General features: G+C 68.5%; 13 protein-coding genes. 3 read left to right on the top strand and 10 right to left on the bottom strand.

What is annotated here, in order from left to right:
- Nucleotides 1-169: 169 nt before the first annotated feature.
- The 3 genes from ATE62_RS04240 to ATE62_RS04230 are packed head-to-tail and all read right to left on the bottom strand — an operon-like array spanning nucleotide 170 to nucleotide 2,948.
- Nucleotides 170-1,531 (bottom strand): SPOR domain-containing protein, encoded by a 1,362-nt coding sequence (locus tag ATE62_RS04240; protein ID WP_058806974.1) that lies wholly within the window; start codon nucleotides 1,529-1,531, stop codon nucleotides 170-172.
- Nucleotides 1,532-1,551: 20 nt separating this feature from the next.
- Entirely contained in the window at nucleotides 1,552-2,211 is a 660-nt protein-coding gene (locus ATE62_RS04235; RefSeq protein ID WP_058807052.1) for a hypothetical protein, read from the bottom strand.
- 14 nt (nucleotides 2,212-2,225) lie between these two features.
- Nucleotides 2,226-2,948, bottom strand: a complete 723-nt coding sequence (locus ATE62_RS04230; protein WP_058806975.1) for a ParA family protein — start codon at nucleotides 2,946-2,948, stop codon at nucleotides 2,226-2,228.
- A 270-nt stretch (nucleotides 2,949-3,218) separates the two neighbouring features.
- Between ATE62_RS04230 and ATE62_RS04225 the strand changes: the two genes are divergently transcribed.
- A complete protein-coding gene (locus tag ATE62_RS04225) occupies nucleotides 3,219-4,499 on the top strand; it encodes an SPOR domain-containing protein (RefSeq protein WP_058818432.1) in 1,281 nt (426 codons plus the stop codon).
- A gap of 158 nt (nucleotides 4,500-4,657) precedes the next feature.
- Here ATE62_RS04225 and ATE62_RS04220 read toward each other — a convergent pair whose 3' ends face one another.
- From ATE62_RS04220 to ATE62_RS04205, 4 genes are read right to left on the bottom strand one after another with little or no spacing between them, the layout of a single operon-like run.
- Nucleotides 4,658-5,041, bottom strand: coding sequence for an L-rhamnose mutarotase (locus tag ATE62_RS04220; protein WP_058806978.1), 384 nt, complete (start codon nucleotides 5,039-5,041; stop codon nucleotides 4,658-4,660).
- On the bottom strand, nucleotides 5,041-5,772 hold the full coding sequence (locus ATE62_RS04215; RefSeq protein ID WP_058806979.1) for an SDR family oxidoreductase: 732 nt from the start codon (nucleotides 5,770-5,772) through the stop codon (nucleotides 5,041-5,043). Before ATE62_RS04215 ends, ATE62_RS04220 begins: the two co-directional genes overlap by 1 nt.
- Nucleotides 5,773-5,792: 20 nt before the next feature.
- On the bottom strand, nucleotides 5,793-6,821 hold the full coding sequence (locus ATE62_RS04210) for an aldo/keto reductase (protein WP_058806980.1): 1,029 nt from the start codon (nucleotides 6,819-6,821) through the stop codon (nucleotides 5,793-5,795).
- A gap of 57 nt (nucleotides 6,822-6,878) precedes the next feature.
- Nucleotides 6,879-7,598, bottom strand: coding sequence for a GntR family transcriptional regulator (locus tag ATE62_RS04205; protein ID WP_082662590.1), 720 nt, complete (start codon nucleotides 7,596-7,598; stop codon nucleotides 6,879-6,881).
- Between the two features lie 57 nt (nucleotides 7,599-7,655).
- On the opposite strand from ATE62_RS04205, the gene ATE62_RS04200 reads away from it, so the two are divergent.
- Both ATE62_RS04200 and ATE62_RS04195 read left to right on the top strand, forming a co-directional pair.
- Nucleotides 7,656-8,804, top strand: coding sequence for a mandelate racemase/muconate lactonizing enzyme family protein (locus ATE62_RS04200; protein ID WP_058806981.1), 1,149 nt, complete (start codon nucleotides 7,656-7,658; stop codon nucleotides 8,802-8,804).
- Nucleotides 8,805-8,850: 46 nt separating this feature from the next.
- A complete protein-coding gene (locus tag ATE62_RS04195; protein ID WP_082662589.1) occupies nucleotides 8,851-10,152 on the top strand; it encodes an MFS transporter in 1,302 nt (433 codons plus the stop codon).
- Between the two features lie 3 nt (nucleotides 10,153-10,155).
- Here ATE62_RS04195 and ATE62_RS04190 read toward each other — a convergent pair whose 3' ends face one another.
- From ATE62_RS04190 to ATE62_RS04180, 3 genes are read right to left on the bottom strand one after another with little or no spacing between them, the layout of a single operon-like run.
- The gene (locus tag ATE62_RS04190; RefSeq protein ID WP_058806982.1) at nucleotides 10,156-10,926 is read right to left on the bottom strand and encodes an enoyl-CoA hydratase/isomerase family protein; all 771 of its coding nucleotides are present in this window, start codon (nucleotides 10,924-10,926) and stop codon (nucleotides 10,156-10,158) included.
- Nucleotides 10,923-12,041: an extracellular solute-binding protein gene (locus ATE62_RS04185; protein ID WP_058806983.1), complete on the bottom strand. Its 1,119-nt coding sequence runs from the start codon at nucleotides 12,039-12,041 to the stop codon at nucleotides 10,923-10,925. The genes ATE62_RS04190 and ATE62_RS04185 overlap by 4 nt, the downstream gene beginning before the upstream one ends.
- Complete coding sequence (locus ATE62_RS04180; protein ID WP_058806984.1) at nucleotides 12,041-13,228, bottom strand: CaiB/BaiF CoA transferase family protein; 1,188 nt, start codon at nucleotides 13,226-13,228, stop codon at nucleotides 12,041-12,043. The genes ATE62_RS04185 and ATE62_RS04180 overlap by 1 nt, the downstream gene beginning before the upstream one ends.
- Nucleotides 13,229-13,241: the final 13 nt, after the last annotated feature.

Here is a 13,241-nt window from a genome sequence, read left to right as displayed (position 1 = left end):
CTCCACCACCCTGCGGGTGGTCCCCCTCCCCACGGCTTCGCCGCAGGGAGGATTAATATGCCCGTTTCCCACCCCAAGACCGCCGTCCAAGATATCGGGCCTCGTACAAGCAAAAGGGGCGCAGCCTTGCGGCCACGCCCCGTCTCTCCCGCAAGGGCGGTGTATCTGCTTAGCGCGAAGCCAGCCGTACCGGCTTGGCGGTGGCGGCCCACTGGATGCTTTCGCTGCCGCCCATCTGGCGGACGAAGCACTGCTGGCCGTCGGCGCGGAGCTCGCCGCACAGCCGCGCGGCGTCGGCCTGGCTCCTGATGCCGTTGACGGTCAGGCGATAGAAGGTGCGACCCTTGACGTTCGCGGCGTGGCTCGACGCCGGCAGCGTCGCGAGCTGGCCGTTCTTCTTCTTGAGCGAGCCCCATTTTTCCTTGGCGATGCCCAGCGTGTCATAGGCGCCGAGCTGGACTGCCCAGCCCGACGGCTTCTTGGCGTCGAAGGCGGCGATCTGCGGCACGAATTTGGCGGCAAGCTCGCGCGCCTGTTCGGCGAACGGGCGCTTGCCCGGTTCGGCGCGATAGGGCTTGGCCTCGGCCATGATCACCGGCGCGGCGGTGGGCGAGGGCAGTTCGGTCACCGGAACGACGCCATTGGCATCGCGCTGCGGCATCGGCAGTTCGACCGTGCGGATCGCAGCTTCGGTTGCGACCGGCGGCGGGGCGAAGGCGTCGACCGGCGCCGGGTCGGCGCTGGCAAGCTGCACCGGTTCGGGCGCAGCAGCCATCTGGACGTCCGAGAAATTGGCGAGCGCGAGGCGCACCGGCATGCCGCCGTCGGCCTGCGCCTTGGCGCCGATCAGGCTGGCGACGCGTAGCGGCTGGCTCGGTTCCTGGGCCAGCTTCGACCATTCGGCCATGCGGCCCTCGAGCTTCGCGAGCGACAGGTCCTGCGAGGCCAGGATACGCGCCTGTGCCCAGCGGCCCGACAGGGCATAGGCGAGCGCGAGATTCTGGCGCGTGCGGGCGCTGGCACCTTCGGCGCGCGCGGCTTCGGTCAGCACATAGATCGCCGATTCGAGGTCGCCGGCGAGCGCGAGCGCCAGCCCCGTGTCGGAAGCGGGCAGCGTGTCGCGATATTCGTTGAGCAGCGCGAGCGCGTCGCTCGTCTTGCCCTGCGCGATGTTGGCCAGCGTGAGCGCGAGAACGGTGTTGTTGTCCTTGACCCCCAGCTCCATCGCCTCGGTCAGCGCGGCGCTCGCCGAAGCGAAGCGACCGTCATTGAGATAAGCCTGGCCGAGCAGCGCGCGGTACGATCCGTCGCGCGGGCTGGCCGAAACCGCGGCCTCGGCGAGCGCGACGCCCTTGCTGGTCTTGCCGGCTTCGAGCGCGACGCGCGCCTTGTCAGCAGACTTGGCGGCGGTTTCGGGCTTGCCCAGCGTGTTCGACGGCGCGTTGGCCATCTTGTTCATGCTGCAGCCGGTGGTGGTGAGGCCGAGCACGAAGCCCGACACGGCCAGTTTCATCAGCAGATTGCGGTTCATGGAAGGTCCCCCGTTCGGCTTCAGGATTGCATCGTCCGGCGCGCGGGTCGCGCCGCGGGCAGGCGGCTGGCCATCGCGTCGATCTCGGGCAGCGAAGCCAGGTAATCGTCGAGCAATTCGGTCAGGATCAGCTGCGACGAACGGCCGGTCACCGCGCTCGCAAGGCGCAGGCGCAGGTGGCGTTCGGCGTCGAGGCGCAGCGTGAACGCCGCTTTCTCGCGGGCCCGGAGCGCGCGCGGGACGCGCGGCGCCTTGGGCTCGGCCGGCGCCTTTTCGGGGCGCGCCTCGACCTTGCGCGCGACGGCAGCGACGCGGTCGCTCAGCGATTCCTGCTGGCGCACGATCTCGGGAATTTCGACCGTTTCGGGTTCGAAATCGGCGGCGAGCGCATCGGTCAGCTCGTGGCCGAAGCTTTCCTCGACCGCATGTTCGGCCTCGACATTATGCTCGGGCACCGAACCGCTGAGCAGCGGCTTCAGGTCGATCATGTGCGCAGGTTCGCTCGACTGCACCGGATCGACGTCATAGCCCATGTCGTTCCAGCCGAGGTCGTCGTAACCGACCTGGCCCACCGGCGCAGGGCCGCTGCCGAGCGGCTGACGGCGCATGGCGGGGCGCGCGGCGCCCTTGCGGGCGAGCAGGCCGGCGCTCAGCGATGCGAGAGGTTTGGGTTCGCCCATGGCTTCCATCCCCCTTACTGGCCGGCGATGCGGCGGCCGAAGCCACCACCCATCGGGCGCACCGTGCCATAACCCGCCTGCGCCGGGATCGGCGACGAAAAGACGGTGCGGCGGAAATTCTTCTCGAGCCGGTCGTTCATATAGGACCAGAGCTGGCGGATCTCTTCGGCCGAGCGGCCGTTGGGATCGACCTCCATCACCGTGCGGCCGTCGATCATCGACGCGGCATAATCGGTGCGGTGGTGTAGCGTGACGGGTGCGACGGTGCCGTGCTGCGACAGCGCGACCGCGGCCTCGCTGGTGATCTTGGCCTTGGGTGTCGCGGCGTTGACGACGAACACCAGCGGCTTGCCGGCGCGTTCGCAAAGGTCGACGGTGGCGCCGACCGCGCGCAGGTCGTGCGGGCTGGGACGCGTCGGGACGACGATCAGCTCGGCGACCGAAATGACGCTCTGGATCGCCATGGTGATCGCCGGCGGCGTGTCGATGACCGCGAGCTTGAAGCCTTGCTGGCGCAGGATTTCGAGGTCGGACGCCAGGCGCGCGACCGTGGTCTGCGCAAAGGCGGGAAGGTCGGTTTCGCGCTCGTTCCACCAGTCGGCGAGCGAGCCCTGCGGGTCGATATCGATCAGCACGACCGGGCCGGCGCCCGCGAGCTGGGCCTGCACGGCGAGGTGCCCCGACAGGGTGGTCTTCCCCGATCCGCCCTTTTGTGAAGCCAATGCCAAAACGCGCACAGCTGTCCCCCTGATGTGACTACAATCGGGTTCGAAATGCCATGCGGGCCCCTAAGATTGGGTTAACGATGCGAAAAAGAAGGTAAACGGATCGTGGGATTGCATGGTAAACGCAGGCTTAAGCAAAGTCTGTCCCGTTCCGGATCAAGATCGGCTTGGCGGCAACGTCGCTAACGCGCTGTTAGCCAATTGGACTTAGGGCCGGGCCGGGGACTGCTGTCGCACGCGGTCGGAGTATCCGCGCGCGGCGCACGTCAGTGGAGATTTTACATGCGTTTTTTCCGCACCATCCTGGCCGTGACCGTGCCTTTGCTGGCGGCATCGATGCTCGCAGCGCCCGCGCTGGCGGCGCCCGCCGCGGCACCGGCGGCCAGCGTCAAGGACGGCGTCGACGCCTGGGAAGGCGGCAATTACCAGCGCGCAGTGGCGATCTGGCGCCCGATCGCGCTCGCCGGCGACCCCGATGCGCAGTTCAACCTGGGCCAGGCCTACAAGCTCGGCCGCGGCGTCCCCGCCGACCTGGCGCAGGCCGAGGGCTGGTATCGCCGCGCCGCGAAGCAGGGTCATCTGCAGGCCGAGGACAATCTGGGGCTCGTCCTCTTCACCGCCAACCGCCGCGAAGAGGCGATGCCCTTCATCGTCCGCTCGGCCGCCCGCGGCGAACCGCGCGCGCAATATGTGCTGGGCACCGCGCACTTCAACGGCGACCTCGCCGCGCCCGACTGGCCGCGCGCCTATGCGCTGACCAAGCGCGCGAGCGACGCCGGGCTCGGTATCGCCTCGGCGCGGCTCGTCCAGCTCGACAATCTCATCCCGCTCGACCAGCGCCAGGCGGGACTCGCGATGATCCCCGAGATGGAAAAGAGCGAGCAGCGCGAACGCCTCGCCGCGGTCAACGCCGCCGCACCGACCGCACCGGCGCCCGCGCCGTCGCCGGTGAAGACCGCCAGTCTGCCGGCTTCGGTTCCCGGCACCAGCTACACGCCGCCGCCGGTGATCACCCCCGAACGCGCGCCGCCGAAGGACCCCGTCGCGGCTAACGCGACCGCCGCCGCGACCGGCGCTATGACCGATGCCGCCAAGGCGATCGTATCGCAGCCGCTGCGCTCGCCGTCGCAGCCGATCAAGCCGGTCGAGCTTCCCGCCGCGACGCCGGAGTCGAGCGCGCCGGGTACCAGTTACGCCGCGCCGCCCGAAAGCGGTGACCTGCCGCCAGCCGCTGCGCCGCCGAAACCCGCGCCCGCACCGGTCAGGGCCGCGCCCCCGAAACCGCAGCCCGCACCGCCCGCCGCCGCACCGGTGCGCGCCGCGAGTGCCGACAAATGGCGCGCCCAGCTCGGCGCCTTCTCGAACGAGGGCAATGCGCGGAAGCTGTGGGTGGCGCTCGAAAAGAAGCACCCCGCGCTCGTATCGAACCAGCCCTATCTGGTCCAGAGCGGCAAGCTCACGCGGCTGCAGGCCGGCGACTTCGCGACTAAGGGCGAGGCGGACAAGTTCTGCGCGACCGTCGGCTCGGCGAGCCAGCCGTGCGTGGTGATGAGCAACAAATAGGTTCTGAGATCCTCCCCATCGCGCAGCGTTGGGGAGGGGGACCGCCCGCGAAGCGGGTGGTGAAGGGGTTGAAAGGTTGCACTGTCTCTCGACGGCGTCGACCCCTCCGTCAGCCCTGCGGGCTGCCACCTCCCCATCGCTGCGCGTGGGGAGGATCTTCAGGCCTGCCCTGGACCCATCCCATGAAAATCCAGCTGCTCGTCCAGCGCATAAATCCGCTCCATGACCATCCACGTCCCGTCGGCCCCGGCGGCCGGGATCGGCTGCTGGAAGCGCTTCATCAGAGCGATCCAGCGCTCGACATGCGGGTTCGCCGCATCGGCCGCAGCCTTGGCCTCGTCCGAATAAGTCTCGTCGGCGTCGATGATCATGAACAGCCGGTTGCCCGCACGGTAGATCTCCATATTGGCGATCCCTGCCTCGGCGATCGAGCGGACGATCTCGACCGGCGTCTCACCCGGCCGATGCCAGCGCTCATAGTCGGCGATCAGTTCGGCGTCGTCGACCAGGTCGAGCGCGAGGCAGGTACGGCGCGTCGCCATTACGCGTTGGTCCAGCCGCCGTCGATGATCTGCGCCGTGCCCGTCGTGTAAGCGGATTCGTCGCTCGCGAGATAGAGCGCCAGCTGCGCGATTTCCTCGGCGCGGCCGAGGCGGCCCATCGGCTGGCGCGCGGTGAAGTCGGCGCGTGCCTTCGCCGCATCGCCCGTCGCCGCGAGCCGTTCGTCGAGCGAGGGCGACTGGACCGTGCCCGGGCAGATCGCGTTGCAGCGAATGCCTTGCGCCACATAATCCTGCGCCACCGACTTGGTGAGCCCCAGCACCGCGGCCTTCGATGCGCCATAGACGAAGCGGTTGGCGACCCCGATGATCGAGCTCGCGACCGACGACATGTTGACGATCGACCCGCCGCCGCGCGCGATCATGCCGGGCAGGAAGGCGCGGATCATCCGGTACGCCGACTTGACGTTGAGGTCGAAGGAGAAGTCGTAATCTTCCTCCTCGGTGGTCAGCAGCGTCCCCGCGTGCACGAAACCGGCGCAGTTGAAGAGGATGTCGACCGCGCCGATCTCGGCCGCGAGCGCCTTGATCGCGTCGCCGTCGAGCAGGTCCAGCACGCGCGTCTCGCACCCCTCGAGCGTCGCGAGCGTGTCGGCGTTGATGTCGAGCGCGATCGTGCGCGCGCCCTCGCGCGCAAAGAGCTCGGCGCTGGCGCGGCCGATTCCCTGACCGGCGGCGGTGACGATGGCGATCTTGCCGGCGAGGCGGGGCATGGGGTTTCCTTTCGAGAGGGTCAGGCGGGGGTGGGGGCGTCGGCGCGGATCAGCCCGGCCGAGCGCAGGTCGGCCCAGAAGGCCGGAGGGATGGCGAGGCGAGTCAGCGCGACTGCCTCGGCGACGCGCGGCGCGCTGTTCATTCCCGGGATGACCGAGGCGACCTGCGGATGCGCGAGCGGGAATTGCAGCGCCGCGGCGGCGAGCGGGACATTATGGGCGTCGCAAATCGCCTCGATCGCCGCGACGCGCGTCACGATCCCGGGCGAGGCGGGCTGATATTCATAATGGAAGGGGCCGGGCCCCTTCACGCCATGCGCGAGGATGCCGCTGTTGTACGGCCCGCCGATCACCAGCTGCACGCCGCGCGCCGCGCAGAGCGGCAGGAAGCTGTCGAGCGCGCCCTGTTCGAGCAGGGTGTAGCGCCCCGCGAGCAGGAAGATGTCGAAATCGCCCGCGCCGAGCGCTTCCTCGCACACCTGCCACTCGTTGACGCCGAGCCCGATCGCCCCGACCGCGCCGCCGTCGCGCAGTTCGCGAAGCGCGCGATAGCCGCCGTCCATCAGGGTGCGGAACAGGCGCGGATGCTCGTCGCCATGCGCGTAGCGGCCGATGTCGTGGACATAGAGGATATCGATGCGGTCGCGGCGGAGGCGCGCGCGGCTGCCCTCCCACGAGCGCATGACGGCGTCATAACTGTAGTCGAAGACGCTTTCATAAGGTTCGGGGGTGACGAAGGCCTGGCGCAGCGCGGTGAGGTCGGTCCCGGGCGCGACGGGGTCGAGGCGGCGGCCGACCTTCGTCGAGATGACGACGCTTTCGCCCGGATCGGCCTCGGCGAGCGCCGCGCCGAGGCGTTTTTCGGCGAGGCCGAAACCATAATGCGGCGCGACGTCGAAATAGCGGATATCGGCATCGACCGCCGCCTGCACCGTCGCTACGGCCTCGTCGTCGCTGATCGCGCGGAACAGATTGCCGAGCGCCGCGCAGCCGAAACCGAGGCGGCCTAGGCGCTTCTGGTCGAAGGGGCAGGCGGGGGCGGCGTTCATCGCTCCGCGCTACACTGATATCTCAAATATCGCAATTCATATTTCAGAGCGCGCCGGTCAGAACATCCCGAGGATGCGCTGCAGCGCGGCCTGGAAATGCGAAGCGATCGCCGCCTCGGCGCGGTCGGGATCGCGCGCGACGCAGGCTTCCAAAATCTCGATATGCTCGGTCAGCGTGCGCAGCGCGAGCGGCGCGGTGACCAGCCGGTCGAGGCGGATCAGCGTGACGTAATTCTTCAGCCGCCGCGCGGTCGTCTCGACCAGCGGGTTCTGCATATTGGCGATCATATTGCCGTGGAGGCGCTGTTCGAGATCCTCGAGCTTGTCGAGCGCGCCGTCGGAGAGGCCGTTCTTCTCGATCTGCGCCTGCAGTTTTTTGTGGTCGGCGATCAGTTGCTTCGCCTTGTCGGCGTCGCCGGTCTCGGCGTAGCGCCGCGCCGCGGCGCGCTCGATGATCGAGCGGAACTGATAGGTGCTGCGCGCGAGTTCGAGGTCGGGTTTCAGGAACTGGATGCCCGAGCGCGGGTGGATCGTCAGCACCCCCTCGGCCTCGAGCACGCGCAGCGCGTCGCGCAGCGGCTGGACCGGAATGCCGAGCAGGCGGACGAGGTCGTTCTGCGACACGAAGGCGCCCGCGGGGACCTTCTGGTCGAAAAGCCCCTGCAAAATGGCCTTATAGGCGACGTCGCTCAGCCGTTCGGCCGCGGGGCGATCGCCCGCGCCATCCTCCGCGCCGCCGTTCGCAAATGCCGCTTGCCGTTTGCCCCTATCTGTCATATCTAATCCCGCAACTGATATTTCAAGTTTGTCATCTGGAAGATGGTAGCACCCGATATGACGATAGTCGACTTTCGAATTACCCGCTTTCAGTTCGCCCGCGACCGCGTGATCGGCGACAGCCAGGTGCGCGCCGACGATGCGCATGTCGCGGCGCTCGAACTGGTCGACGCGGAGGGCCGCACGGGGCTGGGCTTCGTCCAGTCGCTGTTCCACCCATTGCCCGCCGAGGCCGAAATGATCCGCGTTTTCCGCGAGGAAGCCTGGCCCGCGCTCGAGGGCGAAAGCGCCGCGGCGCTCGCGCACCGCGTCGTGCGCCCGCGCGGCGGCAACCAGCGCCGGCTGGGGTTGCCGTTCGAGGAAGCGCTGCAGCAGGCGCTGTGGGACCTTGCCGCCAAGGCCGCCGACCTGCCGCTGTGGAAATTGCTCGGCGCGCGGCGCAACCAAGTGCGCGCCTATGCCAGCGGGCTCGACTTCCACCTGTCCGACGCGGATTTCCAGGCGCTGTTCGCCGATGCCGCGGCGCAGGGCTATACCGCGTTCAAGATCAAGGTCGGCCACCCCGATCTCGACCGCGACATCCACCGCCTCGACCTGCTCAAACAGGCGGTCGGCAAGGACGCGACGCTGATGATCGACGCCAACGAGGCCTGGTCGCCCAAGCAGACGGTGCAGAATATCGCGGCGATGCGCCGCGCCGGGCACGCGATCTTCTGGATGGAGGACCCGATCCTGCGCTCCGATTTCGAGGGGCTGAAGATGCTGCGCGGCTCGCTCGGCGAGACCCTGCTCAATTCGGGCGAATATCTCGACGTGTCGGGCAAGCGCGCGCTGATCCAGGCGGGCGGCGCCGACATGCTCAACGTCCACGGCCATGTCACCGACGTGATGCGCATCGGCTGGCTCGCCGCCGACATGGGCGTGCCGGTGACGATGGGGAACAGCTTCCTCGAAATCGGGGTCAATATGGCGCTCGCTTTGCCCGAGGTCGAATGGCTGGAGTATAGCTTCCAGAATTTCGAGCATCTGGTCGAGGCGCCTTATGTGATCGAAAACGGCTGTATCCGCGGCAGCGACGCGCCGGGCCATGGCTTGGTGCTGAGCGAGGCGGCGCGGCGCGAGCAACGGCGCCCCGACGTGCTCGAGCGCGGCGCGCTGGGCCCCGCGCCCGAGCAACAGCGCTTTGTCGTGCGCAAGGCGGCTTGAGAATTTTCAGCCGGACGGCGAAGGCGCCGCCGGACGGGAGAGGCAGATGTCCGATTTGAATGCCGCCTTCGCGGGCGGCGCCCCCGAAGAAGCCGACTTCCTGAGCGGGGCCGCCGCGCACGCGACGGGGCGCGGCAAATGGGTGCTGCTCGCATCGATGACGACGGTCTTCTTCGTGCTGCTCGCGCTTTATGCCGCCGTGCTCGCGGTGCTGCTGCCCAACCAGATCCAGGCGATCGACCCCGCGAACAAGGCGAGCGGGCTGGCGGTCGTGTTCGCGGTCACCTCGGTCTTCAGCACGCTGACGACGCCGATCGCCGGCGCCTTGTCGGACCGCACGCGTACGCGCTGGGGACGGCGGACGCCGTGGATCGTCACCGGCTCGCTCGCGGGCGGGGCATGCCTCGCGCTCGTACCGCTGATGACCAGCCTGTGGGCGATCACCTTCTTCTGGGTCGGTGCGGCGATCGCGCTCAACGCGATGCAGGCGGCGCTGACCACCGTCGTCGCCGACCGCTTCGCGCCCGCCGAACGCGGGGTCGCCTCGGGTTTCGTCGGCGCGGGCATGACCTCGGGTCTCACCGTCGGCACGATCGTCGCGGGACTGATGGCGGGCGATATCGCGCAGGCCTATTGGCTGTTCGCGGGCGCGGTGGTCGTCGCGTGCCTCGCCTTCGTGCTGATCAACCGCGAACCGCCGGTGACCGCGGCGCTGCCCGGCCCCTTCCGACCGGCGGAATTCCTCAAGAGCTTCTGGGTCAGCCCGCGCGAGCATCCCGATTTCGCCTGGGCCTTTGCCGGGCGCTTCACCATCTACATGGGCTATCAGGGCGTGATCACCTACATGCTCTATATCCTGCAGGATTATATCGGCCTGTCGCTGAGCGACGCGAACAAGACCATCGCGACGCTGTCGACGATCACCTTCTTCGCGTTGGTGTTTGCGGCCTTCACCTCGGGGCTGCTCTCGGACCGTATCGGGCGCCGCAAGCCGCTGGTCTTCGCGTCGAGCATCATCATGGGCATCGCGCTGACCGTGCCGCTCTTCGTGCCGACGCTGCAGGGCATGCTGATCTATGCCGCGCTGATCGGCATCGGCTATGGTGCCTTCATGTCGGTCGACATGGCGCTGATGACGCAGGTGCTGCCCAAGGCCGATGGCGAGGCGACGGGCAAGGACCTCGGCATCCTGACGACCGCGGTCAACATCCCGCAAATCCTGAGCCCGGTGTTCGCGGCGTGGCTGCTCAACCTTTCGGGGGGTGACTATACCGCGCTGTTCATCGCCGCGATCGCCTTCGTCTACGCCGGCTCCTTCTTCGTGCTGCCGATCAGGAGCGTTCGGTAGCGCTCAGCGCCGGCGGAACACCGGGGCGCGTTTCTCGGCGAAGGCGGCGCGGCCTTCCTTGGCATCCTCGGTCGCGAAGCAGATCGCCTGCAAATCGCGCTCATATTCCATTGCCTTATCGAGCGGCATCGATACCGCGGCGCGCAGGTTGATCTTCGCGGTCTCGGCGGCGATCGGCGCGCGCGAGGCGATGGTCGCGGCGAGTTGGCGCGCGCGGTCCATCAGCGCCTCGGGTTCGTGCACCTCGCTGACCAGCCCCATCTGCAGCGCGCGCGCCGCGTCGATCATGTCGCCCGACATGATCATCAGCGCGGCGTTCGACATCCCGATCGAATGCGCGAGCATCGCCGCCATGCCGCCGCCGCCGATCCAGCCGAGCTTGATCTCGGGCGCGGCGAACTTCGCGTTGCTCGACGCGATGCGGATGTCGCACGACAGCGCGGTCTCCAGCCCGCCGCCGAGCGCATAGCCGTTCACCGCGGCGATGGTGGGTTTCAGGAGGTGGTGGATCGCGTCGCAATAGTCCGAGCGGTTGCGGAAATCCCAAGGCGTGGCGTAGCTGTCGAGCTCCGAAATGTCCGACCCCGCGCAAAAGGCCTTGGGCCCCGCGCCGGTGACGATGACGCAGCGGATCGTATCGCTGTCGTTGCACTCCTCGACCGCCGCGACGATCGCCTTCGCCATCTCGGGGGTCGCGGCGTTGAGCTTGTCGGGGCGATTGAGCGTGATCGTCGCGACCGCGCCGTCGACGGTGAAGAGGATATGGTCGGTCATGGCTGGCGGCTCCGGTGATAGGCGTCCTGCAAGGCGGCGAGCGTCGCGGCGTGCGGGCGGCGGTCGAGCAGGGCGGTGCGGATCAGCGCCGCGCCCTCGGTCTGGAAAGCGATTGCACGGTCGTGGCGCGGGCGGACATGCGCGGCCTCGAGCGTCGCGGCGGTGTCGCGGTAGAAATTGCCCCAGCGCGCATTGACCAGCTCGTCGTGCCAGGCGGCGCGGCGGCTCGGCTGGCCGTCGTGCGACGGGATGAAACCGCGCTGCGCCGCATCGCCCATCAGCCAGCGGAGATGCGCGAGCAGCTCGGGCGTTACGTCGCAGCGCTTCGAAATGCCGATACCCGTACCGCCGAGCGTCGACCCCGGCGGCCCGCCGAGCCGCGCGCGCGGCGCGTCCGAAAAGGCGAGGGGCTTGGCGCCGTCCGTCGGTACGGCATAATTCACATAGCCGTAGATCAGCGGGCAGAGCGCGACATCGTCCTCGCTCGCCATATGGCCGAGAATGCCGATCGGGTTCAACGCGCGCACCACGGCCGGGCTACGCGCGGCGAGCGCGGCCATGATGTCGAGCGCCTGCGCGCCCGCGGTGCCCGACACGAAGCGCTCGGGGTCGTCGGCGCCGCAACGCGCGCCGAGCGACGCGGCGATCGACTGGAAGCTGAGCATGCTGTGCGGCCCCGCGAGCGACAGCGCGACGGGGGCGCGGCGCGAGAGGACCAGTACCTCGTCCCAGCTCGCCGGCGCCTCGGGCACCAGGTCGGGCCGCCGCGCCATCACCTGCGTCGCGGCGTCGAGCGGCAGCGCCCAGTGGCGCCCTTCGGTGCGATAGCTCGCGAGGCTGGGCCCGATGCTCTCGGCCTCCAGTGCGGCAATCTCGTCGGCGCCGAAATGCTCCTCGAGCGGCTGGAGGCAGTCCGCCGCTACCGCCTCGCCGACATGCGGATGGTCGAGCACGACGAGGTCGTAGCGCGCGCAGAGGTCGGCGATCGGATGCGCCTCGAAGCCTTCGAGCGGCTGCTTGTCCCAGATCAGCTCGATGTCGGCCTGTGCCGCGGCCGCCGCCGCGAGCGCATTATAGCCGCGCGGATGGTCCCAGGTCAGCCCGCGGTAAGGCATCAGTCCTGCTTCACCACGCCGCTACCCAGCAGCCGGTCGATCGCATCGGCCGCAACCCCGGCCTCGGCGAGGATTTCGCGCGTATGTTCGCCCACCTGCGGCGCGCCGCGTTCGAGCGCTGCGGGCGATTTCGAGAAACGGATCGGGAAACCCGGCGCCTTGATCCGCCCTTCGCTCGGATGGTCGTACTCGATGAAGGTGCCGTTGTGCTTGACCTGCGGGTCTTCGAGCAGCTCGGCATAGCCGTGCACCGGCCCCGCCCAAACGCCCGCGGGCAGCAATATGTCGAGCCATTCGGCAGTGGTCTTCGCCTTCAGCGCATCGCGCGTCCTGGCGAAGATCATGTCGCGGTGCGTCCAGCTGTCGGTCTCGTCGTCCATGCCCGCGAAGCTCGGCTCGCCGATGAGCTTGCCGAAGCTGTCGAGGCTGGCGAAGGCGACGACGATATGGCTGTCGGCGGTCTCGAACACCCCATAAGGCGCGCGGATATAGCTGTGCGCATGCGGCTCTTCGGAGCGCGCCTGCGGCTTGCCGCCGATCGAATGGACCGAGATTTCCTGCATCTGCACCGCGGTCACCGCGTCGAGCATATTGACCTGCACCAGCTGCCCCTCGCCGGTGCGCTCGCGGTGGAGCAACGCGGCGAGCGCGCCCTCGAAGGCGGTGTAAGCGGTGACCGCGTCGGCGAGGAACTGCCCCGCGGGCTGCGGCGGATCGCCCGCGCGTCCGGTCGACAGCATCGCGCCCGACAGCGCCTGCAGCAGCAGATCCTGCCCCGGCCGGTCAACATAGGGTCCGCTCTCGCCATAACCCGACATCGAGACGTAGATGAGGCGCGGATTGATGGCGGAGAGCGTCTCGTAATCGACTCCCAGCCGCTTCGCGACGCCGGGGCGGTAATTCTGGATGAAGACGTCGGCGCTCTTGACCATTTCGAGCAGGATCGCCTTGCCTTCAGCGGCCTTCAGATCGACTGCGAGCGAGCGCTTGTTGCGGTTCAAGGAAAGGAAGGAAACGTTGATCCGGTTGCCGCGCGCGCCGCCCGCCGAGGCGTGGCGCTGCCACTCGCCGGTCACCGGCTCGACCTTGATCACGTCGGCGCCGAGGTCGCCGAGCCGCTGCGCCGCGAACGGCCCCGCCATCGCGATCGAACAGTCGAGCACGCGATAACCGCTGAGGATTCCCATGATATTCTTCTCT

The organism is Sphingopyxis sp. HIX (assembly GCF_001468285.1).
Classification (GTDB): domain Bacteria; phylum Pseudomonadota; class Alphaproteobacteria; order Sphingomonadales; family Sphingomonadaceae; genus Sphingopyxis.
The sequence above is the reverse complement of the archived record's forward strand: the minus strand, read 5'-3'. Positions and strand labels throughout refer to the sequence as shown.